Origin of the sequence: Burkholderia sp. AU28863 (assembly GCF_002223195.1) — a bacterium.
GTDB lineage: Bacteria > Pseudomonadota > Gammaproteobacteria > Burkholderiales > Burkholderiaceae > Burkholderia > Burkholderia sola.
On record NZ_NKFE01000002.1, the window covers coordinates 110,057 to 130,232 of the forward strand.

Below are 20,176 nucleotides of genomic sequence, written 5' to 3' on the forward strand. Positions count from 1 at the left end.
GCATTCGAAAAAACGCGCGCCTCTTACGGCAACGAAATCGTCAAATTCGCCGACTCCGGGCCCACCTTGATCACCTGCGAATAAGGCGCCAACGCCTGCAGCGTCTTGTCCTTGAGATAAGTATTGAGCCCGAGATACCCGAGCAGCGCAACGAGCGCAAACACCGCCCCGATCGCCCAAACCGGCACCTCCCGCTTCAACCGATGCGCGATCTGATCCGGCAGCGGCCAATGCGGAGCAAACGCAGCGCGCTTGCCCTTCATGTGCGCGATCTCGTCGCCGAGCCGCGCGGTGAGATAAGCGAGCTTCTCCGGCCCCTCGAGCAGATACTTGCCCTGGAACCCGAGCAGCAGGCACATATGAAACACCTCGAGCGACTGCAACCGCGCCGCACCCTGCGCGCGACATTCCTCGAGATACTGGAAGAACTTCTCGCCCGCGAGCTGCTCGCCGAACAGCACGAGCTGCAGCGGCCGGCGTTCCCAATCCGCGCGGATCTTGAACTGCGACGACAGCACCATCTCGTCGATCGCCGCGCAGAACGCGAACTTCGCGCCGTACACGTCTTCGGCGGCGATATTCAGCTTCTTCGCGCCGCGCTCGAAATCCGACAGGAATTCCTGGATTCGCGTGCTGAACTCGCTGGCGCTGTCCGGCTCCCGCTTGTTCTTGAGCAGGAACAGCATGAAGAACCCGTCGTACAGCAGATCGAGCAGCGAACGGGCCTGGAACGCGGAGTCCGTCGACGCCGGGCTATGCAGGGGCGGCGGCACGTTGTCGCCGAACAGGGAAGGCGCGTAGCTCATGATGTGACCGCGATCAGTTCGAATTTCAGGTCATTGATGCCAGTCGGCGCATAGATCATCGCGGACTGGGCCTGCAGCATGCGCTCGTACAGCGGGCTGCGCGAATCGAGCGCGAAGTAGCACGCGCCGGGGCGCACCGGAATCGCGGGCGGCACCTGCGGCGTGTACGACAGCCGCACGCCGGGCATCGCCGACAGCACGAGTTTGTCGACGTCGTCGGGCGCGCCGACCTTGAAGCGGGCCGGCACCGCATCGACGAGCTCGACGCTCGGCATGTCCGCGGACACCGCGAGGTAGAACTCGGTCTTGTCGTCGATCTTGCCGGAATCGAGGCGGCCGAGGTGGAACGACGGGCGCACCTCGTCGAGCGTGATCGCGAAATAGCGCGTCGAGATCACCGTGTCGAGCAGTTCGCGCAGCATCAGGTCGAGACGCGCGAAGCTGGGGCCCGGATCGTCGTGGCGGTACACGGGCAGGTCGGCGAGCGTATAGCCCTTCGAGAACGTCATCAGCTGGCCCGCGAGGCGCAGCAGTTCCTGGAACAGCCGTTCAGGATGCAGCGCCGCGTGCTGGTGCAGGTGCGCGAGCGTCGCGAATGCGGCGTTCGCCGTGTGCAGCAGCCAGAACGACGCGATGTCGCCCGAGCGGAATTCGATGATGTTCTTCGACGGCTCGCGGTGGAAGCCGTACAGCGCGTTCACCTTCGCCTGCAGCGCGTCGACCAGCTGGCGCAGCCGCTGGTGCAGGATCGGCGACGCTTCGATCGCGAGGCACGGCGGCACGAAGCTGTCGTCGATCTCGAAGCCGGACGTCGCGGTGCGGCGCACGCGCACGAGCGGCACCGACAGCAACTGGTCGCGCGGCTCGCTGTGCGCGATCAGCTTGACCTGCGTCTTCAGGAACGTGATGTCGGCTTCGGCGGCGTCGGTGAAGTTGTCGGCGACGCTCGTCTGCTCGCTGACGAATCGCGTCATGAAGCCGGCGGCCGGATCGTCGCTGTAGTTGGTGCCGTTCTCGCGCAGCGGATGCAGCGCGAGATAGAACACGAATTCGTTGATGCCGTCGGGCAACGTATCCAGCGCGATGGGCGGCGGCAGATCGTCGGCCTGCGGCGCGGCATACAGCGCGCCGTCCGGGAACACGAGCGCGAGCTCGGCCACGCGCAGCACGTTGCTGCCGAGCGCGTCGCGATCGATGCGCACCGAGCGCACGCCCCAGTTGTACGGCTGGATTGCCTGGATGGACTCGAACAGGCGCGCCTCGTGGTACGCGTCCTGTCGTTGAAAGTGTTGAGGCCGAAGGAACAGTCCTTCCCCCCACAGCACCTTGGCCGAATAACTCATGTCAAATCCGGTTAATGTGGCGTTGCGACGTAATCGATTTGTTCGTGCCCGAATTAAATCGCCAATTGTTAACTCTTGTTAATTGACATTCGTGCGTCATGTTTAACCGCAGGACACCGAAGACAGCATATTCAGCGGTTGCGAAGGCGCACCCTGTTGCGGTGCGATGACCGTCCCGTCGGTGACCGTCATCGCGCAGTTATGCAGGCCGATGATTATGCCGGATTTCTCCGACTTCGCCGGATCGAACGTCAGTTTCCATCGTTGCAGTGCGGGATCGCGGAACAGCGCGACAATACCGAATGCCTGCGCCTCGCGCGACACCTTCTCGGTTGCCGTATAGCGCTGGCCCGGAATCAGCGTGATTTCGCGCACGTTCAGCAGATCGGCGCCGAGTGCGGCTTTTTCCTTGGTCGGATCGGTAAAGGCGTCGAACGGCGCCTGCTGGAACGAAGTCGGGTCCTTCAGCGCATAGAGCCGGACGACGAGCGCGAGCGGCTTGTGGTCGGTCGCGGCATTCAGGTTCTGCGCGGCGGCCAGCGTGAGCCCGATGTTGCGCGGCGGCTTCTGCGCGTCGGGCACCTCGGGCTTGCCGATGCCGGCCGCGGACATCACGGCGCTCGCGGCCGAGCCGAGCAGCGGGGCGGCCGCGCATCCGGCCAGAAGGGTGCACGCAAGCAGCGGCAGCGCGTAGCGAATCATGGACGATCTCATCGTTTTTCCGGCGTGCCGCCTTTATCCCTGTCAAAACTGCCGGGCATTGCCGCGTTCGCTGCGTATCCCCGACGTTGCATCGCTCAACTATTAGGCACGCCTGCGTCGTGGCAAGCGCTCGGAAATTTTTTCCGCCGCCCCGGCGGCGCGTCGCGCGATCAGTAAAACTTGCACTTTCCAGCCCGACGGAAAACCGCTGCGAGCCCGCAACGAGAAGCCATTCGAGGGGGTAGCGCCCGGTTTTAAAAGGAATTACTCTTCACACGACGATTGAATTATGAAAAATTGATCGGTACTATACCCGCGCGCTTCTTGCAAAGCAAAAGAACCAGATTCTCAACGATTTAAAACTCACGCGCCGGTGGATATAACGATGAAAGACCGTCTGTTCGCAAAACTGTCTGGGGTGGTGGTGGCTTGCGGCGTGATCGCCGGCTGTGCGAGCCAGCCTTCCGCGCCGCCGACTGCGGAAGTGTTCAACAAGTCGCTGGCCGATGCAGACGCCGTCGCGAAGGCGGGGGATCAGGACAAGGCGCTGGGCCTGTACCAGCAGCTCGCGAAGTCGGATCCGACGCGCGAGGAGCCGTGGTCGCGCATCGCGCAAATCCAGTTCGCACAAAACCATTACGGGCAGGCGATCGTCGCCGCCCAGGAAGCGCTGCAGCGCGACGCGACCGATCGTCAGGCGAAGAGCGTGCTGGCCGTCGCCGGCCTGCGGATCGCAACGCAGTCGCTCGGCGAGCTGCGCCAGGATGCATCGCTCGCGGGCGACGCGAAGTCCGACGCGCAGGCGCTCGCGAAGCAGCTGCGCGACACGCTCGGCGAGTCGGCGCTGTTCCCGCCGGAGCAGCGGGCGCAGTCGAAGAAGTACACCGGCCGCCGTCCGGTTCATCGTCCGAAGGCGGGGGCCGCGCCGGCCGCGGACACGGCGGCGAGCGCCGCGCCGACCCCGACGCCGCCCGCCGCGCAAAAGGGCAGCGCGGATCCGTTCGGCGCACTGCGCAACTGAACCCGCAACTGACGCGATAACCACAACTAACCTGGGAGCCGTCGAGATGGCCAAGAAAGAAAGCATTCAGAAAAGCTTGCAGAAAATACGGCCGCCGCGCGTCCAGCTGACCTACGAGGTCGAGAAGGGCGATGCGATCGAGGTGAAGGAACTGCCGTTCGTCGTCGGGGTCGTCGGCGATCTGGCGGGCCAGTCCGAAATCGAGCAGCCGAAGCTGCGCGACCGCAAGTTCGTCAATATCGACCGCGACAATTTCGACGACGTGATGAAGGCGATCGAGCCGCGTGCCGCGTTCCAGGTGGAAAACCGCCTGAGCCCGGAAGGCGGCAAGTTCGCGGTCGACCTGAAGTTCCGCTCGCTGTCGGATTTCAGCCCGGACGACGTCGTCGAACAGGTCGAGCCGCTGCGCCGCCTGCTCGAGGCGCGTTCGAAGCTCGCCGACCTGCGCAACAAGCTCGCCGGCAACGACAAGCTCGAGGATCTGCTGTCCGAGGTGCTGAAGAACACGCAGCAGCTGCAGGAGCTCGCGAAGGGCACCGGCGGCGACAAAGACGGCGAATGACGACGGAGTGTTGAGATGAACCAGCAAACGGCTGCGGCCCAAGCGAGCGGCGCGGAATACGCCGCCGGGACTTCGCTGCTCGACGACATCGTCGAGAAGAGCAAGGTCGCGAAATCCGATTCCGAGCATGCGCGTGCGAAGGACCTGATCGGCGAACTCGTGCACCAGGTGCTCGACGGCACGGTGATCGTGTCGGACAACCTGTCGGCCACGATCGACGCGCGCGTCGCGGAACTCGACCGCCTGATTTCCACGCAGCTTTCCGCCGTGATGCATGCGCCGGAATTCCAGCGCCTCGAAAGCACGTGGCGCGGGCTGGATTATCTGGTCAAGGAAAGCAACACGGGCCAGACGATCAAGATCAAGGCGCTGCACGCGCCCAAGCGCGACCTCGTGCGCGACTTCAAGGGTGCGAGCGAGTTCGACCAGAGCGCGCTGTTCAAGAAGGTCTACGAAGAGGAGTTCGGCACGTTCGGCGGCTCGCCGTTCGGGGCGCTGATCGGCGATTACGAGATCTCGCGCCAGCCGGAAGACATGTACTTCATCGAGCAGATGTCGCACGTCGCCGCAGCCGCGCATGCGCCGTTCATCGCGTCGGCGTCGCCGGAACTGCTCGGCCTCGAGTCGTTCTCCGACCTCGGCAAGCCGCGTGACCTCGGCAAGGTGTTCGACACCGTCGAATACGCGAAGTGGAAGTCGTTCCGCGACGCCGAGGATTCGCGCTACGTCGGCCTGACGCTGCCGCGCTTCCTCGGCCGCCTGCCGTTCAATCCGAAGGACGGCCAGACTGCGGAGAACTTCAACTTCGTCGAGGACGTCGACGGCACCGATCACGACAAGTACCTGTGGTGCAACGCGGCATGGGCCTTCGCGGCCCGCCTGACGGCCGCGTTCGACGACTTCGGCTGGTGCGCGGCGATCCGCGGCGTCGAAGGCGGCGGCCTCGTCGAGGACCTGCCGACCCACACGTTCAAGACCGACGACGGTGAAGTCGCGCTGAAGTGCCCGACCGAAATCGCGATCACCGATCGCCGCGAGAAGGAGCTGAGCGACCTCGGCTTCATCCCGCTCGTCCATTGCAAGAACTCAGATTACGCCGCGTTCTTCGCCGCGCAGTCGGTGCAGAAGCCCAAAAAATACAGTACCGACAGCGCGAATGCGAACGCCGTCCTGTCCGCCCAGCTTCAGTACATCTTCTCGGTATCGCGCGTCGCGCACTACCTGAAGGCGATGATGCGGGACAAGATCGGCAGCTTCGCATCGGCGCAGAACGTGGAGACTTTCCTCAACCGGTGGATTTCGCAATACGTCCTGCTCGACGACAACGCCTCGCAGGAACAGAAAGCGCAATTTCCGCTGCGCGAGGCATCCATACAAGTGTCGGAGATTCCGGGCAAGCCGGGCTCGTATCGTTCGGTCGCGTTCCTGCGCCCGCACTTTCAGCTCGACGAACTCTCGATTTCTCTGCGACTTGTCGCTGATCTGCCCAAACCGGCAAATTCATAAGCGAGTAAATCGCCCGGGCGGGCCGCCTGGGTAGGACGTTAAAACCACCTCTTTGGGGAGTCGAAGGGCCATGTTACATATGCACTTGCAGTTTGGTAGTCCCGCGGTGAAGGGCGAATCCGCGGACAAGGACCACCAGGGCTGGATCGAACTGAAATCGTGGGATCACTCGATCGTTCAGCCGCGTTCGGCAACCGCATCGACCGCTGGCGGTCACACGATGACGCGTTGCGAGCACGGCGACATGATCTTCACGAAGGAAATCGATTCGTCGAGCCCGCTGCTGTACCAGCACGCTTCGGGCGGTACCACGTTCGACGAAGTGACGGTCCATTTCTCGCGCGCGGACGGTGAAGGCAAGCGCGTGCAGTATCTGGAAGTCAAGCTCAAGTACGTGATCATCTCGAGCATCGCCCCGAGCGTTCGCGAGGAAGGTCTGCCCCTCGAGACGTTCTCGTTGAAGTACGCAGCCGTGCAGTGGAAGCAAACCCAGCAGAAGATCGGCGGCAACCAGGGCGGTAACACGCAAGGCGCCTGGAGCCTGACGAAGAACGACAAGACCTACGCGGTCTAAGGTCGGTTGCGGCAACGGGGCGCTTCGCGTCCCGTTGCCGTTTTCGCTGTCCACACCGGCCGATGAAACGATTCGAACCCAGTTTTCTCGACAAGCTGTTCGATGACGAACCGCACCTGCCGGCCTCGGCAGCGATGCGGCAATTGTCGCTGGACGAGCTCAAGAACACGGTCGCCCGCGACGTCGAGGCGATCCTCAACACCCGTATCGCCCATACCGAGAACGAGCTGGCCGCGCTGCCGGAGTGCCAGAAATCGGTGCTGACCTACGGGCTGAACGATTTCGCGGGGCTGAGCCTCGCGAGCCACTACGATCGCGCATTCATCTGCAAGTCGATCCAGCAGGCGATCGCGCGCCATGAGCCGCGCCTGCAGCAGGTGCAGGTGACGTTCGAGCTGAACGAGCAGGCCACCAACGCGCTCTATTTCGCGATCCAGGCACTGCTCGTCGTACACCCGGCCGAGGAGCCGGTGAGTTTCGACGCGATGCTGCAACCGTCGACGCTGCAATACTCGGTCACGCGCGCACGCGCCGCACGAATGCAGTAAATCAAGTCGCCGAGCGGGCCGGACCGCCCGGTGGTCAATCAGGTCCGGCAGGAAATATTGAGGTTCGGGGTCGTCGATGGAAGAATTGCTGCCGTATTACGAACGCGAATTATCGTTTTTGCGGCGCTATTCGCGAGATTTCGCCGAACGCTATCCGAAGATCGCCGCGCGTCTCGCGGTGTCGGGCGAGCACTGCGAGGATCCGCACGTCGAACGGATGATCGAGTCGTTCGCGCTGCTCGGCGCACGCATCAACAAGAAGCTCGACGACGACTACCCGGAATTCACCGAAGCGCTGCTGGAAGTGCTGTATCCGCACTACCTGCGGCCGTTCCCGTCGTGCTCGATCGCGCAGTTCACGCCGGCTTCGCCCGGCCAGCAGACCGAGCCGGTCGTGATCGATCGCGGCACCGAGCTGAAGAGCCGCCCGATCCGCGGCGTGCAATGCCGGTTCCGCACCGCCTACGACGTGACGCTCGCGCCGATCCGCATCTCGGAGGCGCGCTATACGCCGGTCGCGCTTGCGCCGAGCGCGACGGTGCTGCCGTCGAATGCGACGGGCGTGATCTCGATCACGTTCGAATCGCTCGCCGCGCAGCTCGATCTCGGCGCGCTGAAGCTGTCGACGCTGCGCGCGCATCTGCACGGCGAGCAGTCGTTCGTCGCCGCGCTGACCGACTGCCTGTTCGTCAACGTGCTCGGCGCGTATGTCGAGCCCGAACGCAACGGCCGCTGGACCGCGCTGCGCAAGCTGCCGATCGCGCAGGCCGGCTTCGCCGAGGACGACGCGCTGATCGACTACCCGGCGAAATCGCATCCCGCGTACCGGCTGCTCACCGAATACTTCGCGTTTCCCGACAAATTCGATTTCGTCGACTTCGACCTCGCGGCGATCGCACGCGCATCGGGCCGCTGCCAGCGCGCGACGCTGCATCTCGTGCTGCAGGACGTGCGCAGCGATTCGCATGTCGCGCGCCTGCTGGAGCTGCTGACGGCGAGCCATTTCCGGCTGTTCTGCACGCCGATCGTCAACCTGTTCCGCCAGCACGGCGAGCCGATCCGCATCACGCACCGCGCGGTGTCGTATCCGGTGATCGCCGAGGCGCGGCGCGCGTTCGCGTACGAGGTGTACTCGATCGACTCGGTGAAGCTCGTCCGGCAGCAGGCGCACGAGGAATCGGTGATCGAGTTCCGCCCGTTCTATTCGCTGCATCACGGCGAATCGGCGCGGATCGGCCATTACTGGTTCGCGCGCCGCAACGACTGGGTCGCGCAGAAGAGCCCCGGCTACGAAACCGAGATCTCGATCGTCGACATCGACTTCGAGCCGACGTCGCCGCAAACCGACACGCTGAGCCTCGACCTCACCTGCACGAACCGCGACCTGCCGGCGATGCTGGCGTTCGGCCTCGAGGGCGGCGACCTGTTCCAGGAAGGCGGCGCGCAGACGAGCGGCATCTCGATGCTGCGCCGCCCGACGCAGAGCGTGCGCTTCGAGCGCGGCCGCGCCGCGCACTGGCGGCTCGTGTCGCACCTCGCGCTCAACCACGTGTCGCTCGTCGCGCACGGCCTCGCGCCGCTGAAGGAAATGCTGACGCTGTACGACCTGCGACGCACGGCCGTGTCGATGCGCCAGATCGACGGCCTGGCCGGCGTCGAGCAGCGCGGCGCCGTGCAGTGGCTGCCCGGCAAGCCGTTCGCGACCTTCGTGCGCGGCATCGAGATCCGGCTGACGATCGACGAGGAACACTTCGTCGGCGCGAGCCTCGCATCGTTCGTGCGCGTGCTCGACAGCTTCTTCGGGCTGTACGTCCACCTCAACAGTTTCGTTCAATTGGTCGTCGTGTCGAAGCGCACCGGCGAGGAGATCATCCGATGCAAGCCCCGAACCGGCGAATCGATCCTGGCGTAGTCGACGCGCTGCTCGACGAGCCGCATCGCTTCGAGTTCTTCCAGGCGGTGCGCGTGCTTGAAGGGCTGTTCGCGCGGCAGGCGTCGGATGCGCCCGGCGCGTGGCGGCAGGGCGACGTCGTCGCGCAGCGCATCGCATTCCGCAACACGCTGTCGCTCGGCTTCCCGCCGAGCGAGATCGAAGGCGCGCGCTCGTTCGACGGCGACGGCGCGCCGCTGAACTCGGACGAGCAGCGCGGCGCCGCGCTGGCCGCCGGCGAGCTCGGCCGCGTCGAGCTGACGCCCGCGTTCTTCGGGCTGCTGGGCGGGCAGGGCGCGCTGCCGCTGCACTACACCGAACAGATCGTCGCGCGCGAGCACCTGAGGCGCGACCACGCGGCGCGCGCGTTCTTCGACGTGTTTTCGAACCGCGCGACCGCGCTGTTCTATGCGGCGTGGAAGAAATACCGGCTGCCGTTCCATTACGAACTCGATCGCGACGAGCGCTACCTGCCGCTGTTGCTCGCGATCGCGGGCGTGCCGAGCGACGAGGTGCGCGACAGTCTCGCGGCCGGGCCGGGCGGCGTGCTGGACGAAGCCGTGGCCGGCTACGCGCTCGCGGCGCGGCACCGGCCGATGTCGGCCGCCTACCTGCAGCGCACGCTGTCCGATTACTTCCGCGTGCCGGTGAAGATCGACCAGTTCGTCGGCAAGTGGTACGACGTGCCGCCCGACCAGCTGAGCGTGCTCGGCGAAGTCAATGCGGTGCTCGGTGCGACGGCGCTCGTCGGCGAGCGCGTGTGGCAGCGCGACATGCGCGCGCGGATCGTCGTCGGCCCGCTGTCCAAGCGCGATTACGAGGCGTTCCTGCCCGGCGGCGCGCACGCCGTCGCGCTCGAGCGGATGCTGACGCTGCTCGCCGGCGTCACGCTGGAGTACGAGGTGAAGCTCGTGCTCAAGCGCACGGAAGTCGGCGCGAGCGTGCTCGGCGCGGGTTCGCGGCTCGGCTGGGACGCGTTCCTGTGCACGCGCGACGCGCTCGAGGACCGCTCGGACGCCCGCTACGAACTGCACGTGATTCACTGACCCTAACAACAACACGCAATCGAACCTGAGATCGACGCCATGAGCACGCCTCTGAAGACCCTGATCACGAAACTGAACCCGCTGTGCCGCCACGCGACCGAGCGGGCGGCGAGCGCGTGCCTGGCGCGCGGCCATTACGAGGTCGATCTGGAGCACCTGTTCCTCGCGTTGCTCGACGAAGCAACGGGCGACCTGCCGCTCGCATTGCGCGCGAGCCGCGTCGATCCGCATGCGCTGCATGCCGATCTCGAACGCGAGCTCACGCGCCTGAAGACGGGCAACACGCGCACGCCGGTGTTCTCCGTGCACCTGATCGCGCTGTTCGAGCAGGCGTGGCTGATCGCGTCGCTCGATTCGCAGCTCGGGCGCATCCGGTCGGGGCATCTGCTGCTCGCACTGCTGACCGCGCCGGATCTCGCGCAGTTCGCGCAACGGATGTCGTCGCGGTTCGCGGAAATGAACGTGACGGACCTGAAGCACAAGTTCGACGAAATCATGGCCGGCTCGAGCGAAGCCGAGCCGCGCCAGGCTGACGACGAGGGCAGCGACGCCGCGCCGGCCGCCGATGGCCTTGCACCCGCGGCCGGTCCGTCGAAGACGCCCGCGCTCGACACGTACACGACCAACCTCACGCAGCGCGCGCGCGACGGCAAGATCGATCCGGTGATCGGCCGCGAAGCCGAGATCCGCCAGGCGATCGACATCCTGATGCGCCGCCGCCAGAACAACCCGATCATGACCGGGGAGGCCGGCGTCGGCAAAACGGCGGTCGTCGAAGGGCTCGCGCTGCGGATCGCGGCCGACGACGTGCCGCCGCCGTTGCGCGGCGTGGCGTTGCACGTGCTCGACATGGGGCTGCTGCAGGCCGGCGCGAGCGTGAAGGGCGAGTTCGAGAACCGGCTGAAGAGCGTGATCGACGAGGTGAAGAAGAGTGCGCACCCGATCATCCTGTTCATCGACGAGGCGCACACGATCATCGGCGCGGGCGGCCAGGCCGGCCAGAACGACGCGGCCAACCTGTTGAAGCCGGCGCTCGCGCGCGGCGAGCTGCGCACGATCGCCGCGACGACGTGGAGCGAATACAAGAAGTACTTCGAGAAGGATGCGGCGCTCGCGCGGCGCTTCCAGGTCGTGAAGGTCGAGGAGCCGAGCGAGCCGCTGGCCGCCGCGATGCTGCGCGGGATGTCGGGCCTGATGGAGAAGCACTTCAACGTGCGGATTCTCGACGATGCGATCACCGAGGCCGTGCGCCTGTCGCACCGCTACATCAGCGGCCGCCAGCTGCCGGACAAGGCGATCAGCGTGCTCGACACTGCGTGCGCGAAGGTCGCGCTCGCGCACAGCGCGACGCCGGCGGCGATCGACGATACGAAGAAGCGCATCGAGCGCATCGATGCGGAAATCGCGTCGCTGGAGCGCGAGGCGGCGGGCGGCGCGGCGCACGACGAGCGGCTCGGCGAGCTGCGCGGCGCGCGCGGCACGGCGCTCGAACAACTGGCGAAGGACGAAGCACGCTACGAGGCCGAGCGCGTGATCGTCGCCGAGATCACCGAGCTGCGCGACGCGCTCGACAAGGCGCGCGGCCCGTCGGAAGACGGCCAGCCGGTCGACGTGCAGGCCACGCGCGACAAGCTCTCCGAACGCGTCGCCGCGCTGCATGCGCTGCAGGGCGGCGAGCCGATGGTGCCGCTGCAGGTCGACGGCCACGTCGTCGCCGAGATCGTCGCCGCGTGGACGGGCATTCCGCTCGGCCGGATGGTGAAGGACGAGATCGACACCGTGCTGAACCTGCAGCCGCTGCTGACCGCGCGCGTGATCGGCCAGGATCACGCGCTGGAGGCGATCGCGCAGCGCGTGCGCACCGCGACCGCGAACCTCGAGGATCCGAACAAGCCGCGCGGCGTGTTCATGTTCGTCGGGCCGTCGGGCGTCGGCAAGACCGAGACGGCGCTGGCGCTGGCCGACATCCTGTACGGCGGCGAGCGCAAGATGGTCACGATCAACATGAGCGAGTACCAGGAAGCGCACAGCGTGTCGGGCCTGAAGGGCTCGCCGCCCGGCTACGTCGGTTACGGCGAGGGCGGCGTGCTGACCGAGGCCGTGCGCCGCAACCCGTATTCCGTCGTGCTGCTCGACGAGGTCGAGAAGGCGCACCCGGACGTGCTCGAGATGTTCTTCCAGGTGTTCGACAAGGGCACGATGGACGATGCGGAAGGGCGCGAGATCGACTTCCGCAACACGCTGATCATCCTGACGTCGAACGTCGGCTCGGCTGCGGTGATGCAGGCGTGCCTGAACAAGCCGGCCGAGGAACTGCCCGATCCGGACGCGCTCGCCGAAACGCTGCGTCCGCAGCTGTACAAGACCTTCAAGCCGGCGTTCCTCGGCCGGATGAAGGTCGTGCCGTACTATCCGATTTCCGACGACGTGCTGGCCGAGATCATCGAGCTGAAGCTCGAGCGCATCCGCCGCCGGATCGACGCGAACCACAAGGCCGCGTTCGAGTGGGACGAATCGCTCGTCGACGCGGTGCTCGCGCGTTGCACCGAGGTCGATTCGGGCGCCCGCAACGTCGACCACATCCTGAACGGCACGCTGCTGCCGGAGATCGCGGGCCACGTGCTCGGCCGGATCGCCGACGGCGCGGCCATCGCGCGCATCGCGGTGCGTGCGGACGAGGCCGGCGAATTCGCGTACACCGTCGAATGAGCGCGGCCGCGCAACCCGCATTGATGAACTGACCGAACCATGCCGATCAATCTCCCCGAGCTGCTGACGCCGATCAGCGACGCGTCGCCCAGCGGCGACGACCTGCTGTTTTCGAACGAATTCGACGCGATCCAGGACGCGCGGCGCTACGACGATCCGACGCTCGACCAGGGCGAATGGGTGACCGAGATCAAGGAGGCCGACTGGGGCTTCGTCGTCGATCATGCGGGCGAGCTGCTGCGCACGCGCACGAAGGACCTGCGGCTTGCCGTATGGCTGACCGAGGCGCTCGCGCTCGAGGACGGCATCACGGGCCTCACCGAAGGCTATGCGCTGCTCGAGGGCCTGTGCCGCGACTTCTGGGACACCTTCCACCCGCTGCCCGAGGACGACGACATCGAGCACCGGCTCGGCAACGTCGCGTGGCTCTCCGGCCGCACGGCCGAGCTGCTGCGCGCGGTGCCGCTGACGGACGGCGCATCGAATGCATTCAGCACGCTCGACTGGGAAGTCGCGCAGCACGTCGCGCAGTCGATCAAGCGCGATCCCGAACACGCGGACGACATCGCGCGCGGCAAGCCGTCGATCGAGCAGATCGATGCGTCGCGGCGCGTGACGTCGATCGCGTTCTACACGGCGTTGCTGGCGAACCTGAAGGCGTTCGAATTCGCGCTCGATGCGTTCGAGGAGCGGCTCGTCGAGCGCGCCGGCGATTCGGCGCCGAGCTTCCGGCAGGCGCGCGACGCGTTCGAGACCGTGTACCGGCTCGCCGAGCGCTTTGCGCGCGAACAGGGCTATACGGGCAGCGCACCGCACACGCAGGCGCCGCCGCAGGCCCAGTCAGAACGCATCGAGCCGGTGTTCGGCCAGCCGATCCAGACCGAGGAGACTCACGTGCAGCAGCAGACCGCTTCGCGTCCTCCGGTGACGCAGATGATCGCCGGCATCCAGAACCGTGCGCAGGCCGTCGACCAGTTGCGTGCGGTGGCGCGCTATTTCCGTCAGACCGAGCCGCACAGCCCGGTCGCGTATCTCGCCGACAAGGCGGCCGAATGGGCCGACATGCCGCTGCACAAGTGGCTCGAGAGCGTCGTGAAGGACGACGGCTCGCTGTCGCACATTCGCGAGCTGCTGGGGGTGAGGCCTGACGAGCAGGCGTAAACGCAGGACGGGCGGCGCATTGCTGCCGCCGCCCGTCGTGTGCCGTGCCGTGCCCGCTTCGCCATAGCACGAGCGGCCGGCCGGTTTCCCGTTACTGCCCCACCCGGAACTCGATCCGCCGATTCCTCGCCCTGCCATCTGCCGTATCGTTCGGCGCGATCGGCTGATCCGGCCCGACCCCCGTCGTCGTCATCTGCTGCGGCGGGATGCCCTTCGTGATCAGATACCCCTTCACCGCATCCGCGCGCGCCTGGCTCAGCGCGATGTTCGACGTCCGGTTCCCCGAATTGTCGGTGTGGCCGATGATGTCGACCGTGCGGTTCTGCATCTTCGCGAGCGCGGCCGCCATCTGGTCGAGGATCAGCTTGCCCTGCGGCGTCAGCGTCGCGCTGCCGGTCTCGAACTCGATCGTCCGGTTCGCCAGCGTCTGGTCGAGCACGCCCTGTTCGGACGCCGACACGCGCAGCCCGTTCTTGATCGTATACGTCGGGTTCAGCGTGTTCGCCATGTCGCTCGCGAGCTGCTGGCGCTGCGCCTCGTTGTGCACCTCGCCCTTCATCTCGATCTGCGTCCCGTTGATCTTCAACTGGCCCTTGCTGATCTGCTTGAGCTGCGCGCCGAGCAGCTTCTGCACGTTCGCGCTCCAGTTCGGCGGCGTCGCGACGTCGCCCACCTCGATCTGGTCGACGACGTTCGTCGCGCCGTAGGTGTCGCGCAGCTTCTGCAGCACGGCGGCCTTGGTCGCCTCGTCGGGCACCTTGCCGCCGACCACCACCTGGCCGGGCGTTGCGTTCGCGGGCGGCGGCGCGATCGTGCCGGCGGTGCCGTGCACCATCGTGCCCGACGCACCGGCGGCGTTCGGGTTCGCCTGCGGCAGCGCGGTCGTCGCGACCGTACCGTTGCCGACCGGCGTGACGGTCGCGCCCGTGTTCTGCGCGAACGCCGCGCCGCTCGCGACGAGGCCGGCGGCGAACAGCGCGGCGAGGGCGGGCGAGACGGCGAACGACGAGCGCGTGCGCCGGACCTGAATCGTGCGATGCATGCCGTCAGCCTCCGATGAACGCTTCGCGGAACGCGTCGATGGCGACGCGCAGCGAGAGTTGCGGTTGGTCGAGGTAGCTGACGAGCTTGCTGATCTGGTGATCGTTTTGCGCATGGGCGTCGATCCACTCGGGATCGTCGATGTCGATGTTGTGGGCGGCGTAGGTCTGCGGGTCGACGACGCTCAACAGCGTCTTCGCCGACGCGCCGTTGAAGCCGATGATCAGCCGTTCGCGTTCGGCGATCGTGCCGATGAAGATCGCGAGCTCGAAGTCGGCCTGCGCGACGAACGGCGCGATCAGCTCGAGCCAGAACGCGGCGACGAGGCTGCGGTAGAACGGATCGACCGGCAGCGGCAGCGTGAGGCCGCGTTCGATGTGCGACGAGCCGCTCTGCATCACCGGCCGCAGCAGCGAGCCGAGCGCGAGCATCGCGCCGCGCAGCCGCACCGGATGACCGCTTTCGAGCAGCATCTCCTGCAGGCCGTGCAGCGACTGGTGTTCGACGAAATCGTTGAAGGTGCCGTCATGCGACGTGCCGGGGCCGCCGATGTCGATCGGCACCTGCGTGTCGCCGAGCGCCTGCAGCGCGCCGGGCGGCTCGTCCTTGCCGAGCAGCGGCGGGATCTGCGCGGCGACGCGCGACCACAGCCGCGCGAACGCGAGCGGGCTGCGCGCGAGGAACGCGAGCGGCCGGTCGACCTCCAGCGCGGTGGCGCCGAGGAACGGGAAGCGGCGCATCGACACGTCATGGCTCGCGACCATGTGGCCCGCGATCGCGAGCTTGCTGCGCGAACCGAGGAACGCGAAATGCATCGGCTTCGCGTCCTCGTAGACGATCTTCCAGCGCGGATCTTCCGCGAGCAGCTCGAGCGCCTGCGCGATCCAGCGATCGAGCGTCTGCAGCAGCTGCGGATTGTGCGCGCTCTTCACGAAGTCGCCGCGCGACGGAATCTTGCCGAAGTAGGCGATTTGCGCCTGTACGGTTTGCGTCATTGCGCCCTCTGTGCATTCGTTGCGTTGGCGGCCGCGACGGCCGGCGCGGCGCCCGGCGTGCCGGTGCCGGCTTGCGTCGCGTTCTGCGCGGCGCCCGCGCTCGCGTCGGCGACCGACGACGGCAGCTGCAGGCCGCGCAGGCTCTGCTGCTGCGGCTGGTCGCCGCCGCCGGCCGACGGTTGCGACGTGCTGATGATGCGCATCGTCACCGACACGTTCACGCTGCCCTGTGCCCACGTCAGGTCGAAGGTGCCGTCCGGACGGCGCTTGCGCTGCGCCGAGTTGATCAGCTTCTCGAGACCGTAGCGGCCCGGCTCGTTGACGAGCTGCACCGTACGGCCGTCGAAGGTCGTCGCGGACAGCGTCGCGCCCGGCGAGCCCTGCGGGTTCGGCCACACGAAGTTGGTCCACTGCGGTGGCGTGTTGCGGTAACGCAGCTGCTGGCCGTCGATCGCGATCGTGTATTCCGTCGTGCCCGTGCTCGGTTGCGGCAGGATCTGGAACACGGTCTGCGGCTCGGCCGACGCGGCCGCGCTGCCGGCGGCGCCGCCCGCGAGCGGCGCGACCCAGCGGGCGAAGCCGTTCGTGAAGTCCGGCGTGAGCCCGATGCCCATGTCGCCCCACGTGCGGGCGGCGAGCGTGTCGCCGCGGCGCACCGCGAGCGGCCCGAGCGTCGTGCCGACGAACTTCGCGATCGAGCCGTCCGGACCGAACACCTGCGCGATCTCGCCGGCGCCGGCCTCGACCTTCGCGTTCGCCGCGAACGGGTACTTGGTCGCGAGCGAGCTCTGGAACGGCTGGTAGACCTGCGCGTTCCACACCTTGTTGACTTCGGCGCTGGCCGGCTGGATCACGACCGCGAACGCCTGCATCAGCGGCCGCACCAGCAGCGGACGCAGCGACTTGCGTTGCGAATCGGTCAGGCCCGTCAGCATCTGCTCGTCGACGAGCTTCAGCGAATCGGCGAGTTCCGAGCCGCTGCCGTCGAGCGTCTGCTGCATCAGCTGGCGCGCGCCCGGCCCCGGGTCGCCCTGGTTCTTGATCACGTTGAAGCGGGTACGGACCTTCGACAGCGACTCCATGTAGCCCTTCAGCATCGACGTGCCGTCATGCGTCGCGACGATCCGCGCGAGCCCGACGAACTCCTGGCCGATCGGCCCCATCGGCACCTCGGCCGGATTGCCGTTGATGTCGATGTTGGCTGCCGCCATCTGGCCGGCCTGCGAGCGCGTGAACAGTTGCTTGACCCAGTTCACGACGCCCGTCTGCGCCTTCTTGATCGTCACGTTCGCGAGCGACGGGTTGTCCCACGACGTCTGGTCGTACGCGGTCTCGAGGATCTTGCGGATCGGCGAATCCTGCGGGTCGCCCAGGCGGTTCATCCCGTCGACGGCCTGGCCGAAGCTCGTGAAGCCCTGTACCGCAATGCCCTGCATGAACTTCTGCCAGTGCTGCGCGTACTCGGTCTTGTACATGCCGACGAGCGTCTTCTGGATCTGCTCGGGGCTGCCCTCGAGCGTCAGGTCGTCCTGCGTCGACGTGTTGAGCACCCAGTCCTTCGCCTGCAGTTCCTTGGTCGCCGCATCGCGGATCGCCGGCTGCACGTAGTCGAACCACGCTTCACGCGTGAACGTGCCCGGAATCGCGTAGCTGCCCGCCACGAGCCCCTGGTTGCCGTCGCCGACGATGCGCGCGATGGTCATCGGCGCGAAGCGGGTCGACGCGCGGGCCTTGATTTCCTCGTACACGCGCTGGCGCGCCGGCATGCCGCGTACCACGCGGCGCAGGTTCTCGCGGGTCTGGTCGACGAGCGCGAGATTCGCGTCGATCATCGGCCAGTCGTCGTCGTTCACGCGCGACAGGTAGAACGAGATCATGCGCTCGGCGCTCCGGATCATCTCGTCGCGCGGCATGTTGCCCCGATTCGTCTCGAGCCAGCCTCGCCAGAAGCGGGCGAGCTGGTCGGTCAGGTGCGCCTGTTCGACGTGCCGCTTGTCGGACAGCATCAGGTAGGTCTTCAGCGCGTTGTACGCGTCCTGCACGTTGGTCGGCGACGCGTCGCTGTAGAGGCCGCCCTGCGGCGCGGCGGGCTGCTGCGGGGCGGCGGCCGGCGCGGCGCCCGACGCGGCCGGCACGGCGCCGGCCTGCGGCGCAGCGCCTGCCGCATTCGTCGACACCGGCATCGTGCCGCCCTGCACGGCGCCCGATTCCGGCGGGCGCGTCATCGGCACCAGCTGCTCGGGGTGCGCGTTCACGTCCTTCATGAACGACGCGAGGTTCTGCGACACGGGAGCCAGCAGGATCTGGCGCACGCCGTTGTAGTACTCGGTCAGCAGGTGCTGCTCGAGACGGTCGCCCTGGTACAGGCCGAGCGACACCGACAGCGGCTTGTCGCGGCGGAACTGTTCGAGTTGCTCGATCCGGTCCTCGAGGATGTCCATCGCCTGCAGGCGCGACTGCAGGTCGTTGCGGCCCTGCTGCAGGCGCGTGACGTTGTCGAGGTCGGCCTGCACGTTCGACACGAGCTGCTGGTTGCCGATCGTCGACCAGGTCCAGCCGCCCAGCGCGAGCGCGAGCGCCGCGACGAAGCCGAAGAAGGTCGCGTAGCGCAGCCGCGTCTTGGTCGGGCTCGCGAACTGGCGCACCGTCTGGCGGTCCGCGAAGATCACCTTCGAGAACAGGTCGCGCAGGAAGAAGCCGTTCTTCGAGAACGCGCTGTGCGGTTTCGGCAGCGCGCTCCCGTCGAGGCCGAAGCGGTGCGCGATGCGCTGCGCGGCCGCGCTGTTGGTTTCGCCTTCCTGCAGCGCGCTGGTGAAGTAGAAGCCACGGAAGATCGGCTTGTACTGGAACGGGTTGTTCTCGAACAGCGTCGCGAGGAACGCGCGCAGCGACGGCTTGATCGTCGAGAATTCGAGCGGGAAGCTCAGCTGGCCCGGCGACAGCTGGTTGCCGCGCGACAGCGACAGCTGCGCGACGCTGATTTCCTTCAGCCCTTCGTAGAGTTCCTCGAAGTGCGTGTCGAACTGCGCGACGACGTCGCGCTTGTCGTCGGGCTCGTAGGGCAGGGTGGCGCCCCACACGCGGTCGTACTCGTGCTTGTCGCTGCTGCTGAAGAATTCGGTGAAGCCGGTGATCAGGTCGGCCTTCGTGAACATCACGTAGACCGGCGCGAACACTTCGAGCTTTTCCGTCAGCTCCTGAACGCGCTGACGAAGGTTTTTCGCGAGGTTGATCGCGAATTCGGGGCGGTTGCCGGTGAGTTCGGCGATGCTGGCCGTGACGATGATGCCGTTGATCGGCGCCTTCGGACGGTAGCGCTTGAGCAGCCCGAGGAAGCCGAGCCACTCGCTGCGGTCTTCCTCGTGCACCGAATAGCGGCCGGCCGTGTCGAGCAGGATCCCTTCGGTCGTGAAGAACCAGTCGCAGTTGCGCGTGCCGCCGATGCCGTGGATCACGGCGCTGTTCTTGTCCGCGAACGGGAATTGCAGGCCGGAATTGAGCACGGCGCTGCTCTTGCCCGCGGCCGGGTTGCCGATCACGATGTACCACGGCAGTTCGTACAGCGCGGAGCCGCCCGACACCTGGCCGATCTTCGACGTCTTGATCGTCTTCACCGCGTCCGACAGGCGCGTGCGCAGCACGTCGAGGTCGGCCGTCTTCGCGTCCGGCGCGAGCGCGGCGGCGGCCGGCGCGGCGATCTTGCCGGTTTCCGCCTGTTCTTCCAGCACCTGGCCGAGCTGCTGGTTCGCGCGCTTCACGCGCCAGCGGCGCCACAGCGCGACGACGAGCCACAGCGCGAGGACCGCTGCGAATGCGATCGCCGCCCACAGGAGCGGCAGCTGCAGCATGTCGGCGACGATGAACAGAATGGCCGCTAGCGCGACGATCCCGACGATCGAGAGCGTACGCGGATGAGTCAGCACGTTGAGGATGCGTTGCATAGGACGTTCAGGTTCCGGTGCGATTCGATGAGGCGACGCAGGCGCGCCGAGCGGCAAGGGTGGCGCCGCGATGTGTCGCCATGCTGTCAAACGGGATGAAGGAGGCTGGCATCAATGCGCTCGCGGCATCGGAGAAGGCGCGCGCATTAACGAAAGGACGCTGTGAGATTTAAAACGGAAGCGGCGGCCGGAAAAAATCGCGCACCGGAATGCCCGATTGTTTGCGCCGCCCAAATCGTTTCCTGCCGGGTGATTAAAAAGCCCCATGCCGCCCTCATTATTTCTTGTCCG

15 protein-coding genes are annotated in these 20,176 nt (G+C 66.6%); 9 read left to right on the plus strand and 6 right to left on the minus strand.

Annotation, left to right across the window (positions count from 1 at the left end; genetic code table 11):
- Positions 1 to 23 precede the first annotated feature (23 nt).
- The 3 genes from icmH to tssJ form a co-directional block, all read right to left on the minus strand.
- Complete coding sequence (gene icmH / locus CFB81_RS01900; protein WP_050013105.1) at positions 24 to 806, minus strand: type IVB secretion system protein IcmH/DotU; 783 nt, start codon at positions 804 to 806, stop codon at positions 24 to 26.
- A complete protein-coding gene (tssK, locus tag CFB81_RS01905) occupies positions 803 to 2,149 on the minus strand; it encodes a type VI secretion system baseplate subunit TssK (RefSeq protein WP_006477098.1) in 1,347 nt (448 codons plus the stop codon). The genes icmH and tssK overlap by 4 nt, the downstream gene beginning before the upstream one ends.
- 102 nt (positions 2,150 to 2,251) lie before the next feature.
- A complete protein-coding gene (gene tssJ, locus CFB81_RS01910) occupies positions 2,252 to 2,851 on the minus strand; it encodes a type VI secretion system lipoprotein TssJ (protein ID WP_176730226.1) in 600 nt (199 codons plus the stop codon).
- Positions 2,852 to 3,236: 385 nt separating this feature from the next.
- On the opposite strand from tssJ, the gene CFB81_RS01915 reads away from it, so the two are divergent.
- From CFB81_RS01915 to tssA, 9 genes are all read left to right on the plus strand, one after another.
- The gene (locus CFB81_RS01915; RefSeq protein ID WP_069619455.1) at positions 3,237 to 3,872 is read left to right on the plus strand and encodes a M48 family metallopeptidase; all 636 of its coding nucleotides are present in this window, start codon (positions 3,237 to 3,239) and stop codon (positions 3,870 to 3,872) included.
- A gap of 46 nt (positions 3,873 to 3,918) precedes the next feature.
- Complete coding sequence (gene tssB, locus CFB81_RS01920; RefSeq protein ID WP_069619456.1) at positions 3,919 to 4,434, plus strand: type VI secretion system contractile sheath small subunit; 516 nt, start codon at positions 3,919 to 3,921, stop codon at positions 4,432 to 4,434.
- Positions 4,435 to 4,449: 15 nt separating this feature from the next.
- The gene (gene tssC / locus CFB81_RS01925; protein WP_006484397.1) at positions 4,450 to 5,940 is read left to right on the plus strand and encodes a type VI secretion system contractile sheath large subunit; all 1,491 of its coding nucleotides are present in this window, start codon (positions 4,450 to 4,452) and stop codon (positions 5,938 to 5,940) included.
- 70 nt (positions 5,941 to 6,010) lie between these two features.
- Positions 6,011 to 6,514 carry a type VI secretion system tube protein Hcp gene (locus tag CFB81_RS01930; protein WP_006477093.1) on the plus strand — a complete coding sequence of 168 codons (504 nt, stop codon included), beginning with the start codon at positions 6,011 to 6,013 and terminating at the stop codon, positions 6,512 to 6,514.
- A 62-nt stretch (positions 6,515 to 6,576) separates the two neighbouring features.
- On the plus strand, positions 6,577 to 7,062 hold the full coding sequence (tssE, locus tag CFB81_RS01935) for a type VI secretion system baseplate subunit TssE (protein WP_006477092.1): 486 nt from the start codon (positions 6,577 to 6,579) through the stop codon (positions 7,060 to 7,062).
- Positions 7,063 to 7,138: 76 nt separating this feature from the next.
- Positions 7,139 to 8,974 carry a type VI secretion system baseplate subunit TssF gene (gene tssF / locus CFB81_RS01940; RefSeq protein WP_069619457.1) on the plus strand — a complete coding sequence of 612 codons (1,836 nt, stop codon included), beginning with the start codon at positions 7,139 to 7,141 and terminating at the stop codon, positions 8,972 to 8,974.
- On the plus strand, positions 8,938 to 10,038 hold the full coding sequence (tssG, locus tag CFB81_RS01945; RefSeq protein WP_069619458.1) for a type VI secretion system baseplate subunit TssG: 1,101 nt from the start codon (positions 8,938 to 8,940) through the stop codon (positions 10,036 to 10,038). Before tssF ends, tssG begins: the two co-directional genes overlap by 37 nt.
- 39 nt (positions 10,039 to 10,077) lie before the next feature.
- Entirely contained in the window at positions 10,078 to 12,747 is a 2,670-nt protein-coding gene (gene tssH, locus CFB81_RS01950) for a type VI secretion system ATPase TssH (RefSeq protein ID WP_089434465.1), read from the plus strand.
- A 39-nt stretch (positions 12,748 to 12,786) separates the two neighbouring features.
- On the plus strand, positions 12,787 to 13,908 hold the full coding sequence (gene tssA, locus CFB81_RS01955) for a type VI secretion system protein TssA (RefSeq protein ID WP_089434466.1): 1,122 nt from the start codon (positions 12,787 to 12,789) through the stop codon (positions 13,906 to 13,908).
- Positions 13,909 to 13,999: 91 nt separating this feature from the next.
- On the opposite strand, the gene CFB81_RS01960 is transcribed toward tssA, so the two are convergent.
- From CFB81_RS01960 to tssM, 3 genes are read right to left on the minus strand one after another with little or no spacing between them, the layout of a single operon-like run.
- Entirely contained in the window at positions 14,000 to 14,950 is a 951-nt protein-coding gene (locus CFB81_RS01960; protein WP_089434467.1) for an OmpA family protein, read from the minus strand.
- Between the two features lie 4 nt (positions 14,951 to 14,954).
- A complete protein-coding gene (tagF, locus tag CFB81_RS01965) occupies positions 14,955 to 15,944 on the minus strand; it encodes a type VI secretion system-associated protein TagF (protein ID WP_069619461.1) in 990 nt (329 codons plus the stop codon).
- Positions 15,941 to 19,885, minus strand: a complete 3,945-nt coding sequence (tssM, locus tag CFB81_RS01970; RefSeq protein WP_069619462.1) for a type VI secretion system membrane subunit TssM — start codon at positions 19,883 to 19,885, stop codon at positions 15,941 to 15,943. The genes tagF and tssM overlap by 4 nt, the downstream gene beginning before the upstream one ends.
- Positions 19,886 to 20,176: the final 291 nt, after the last annotated feature.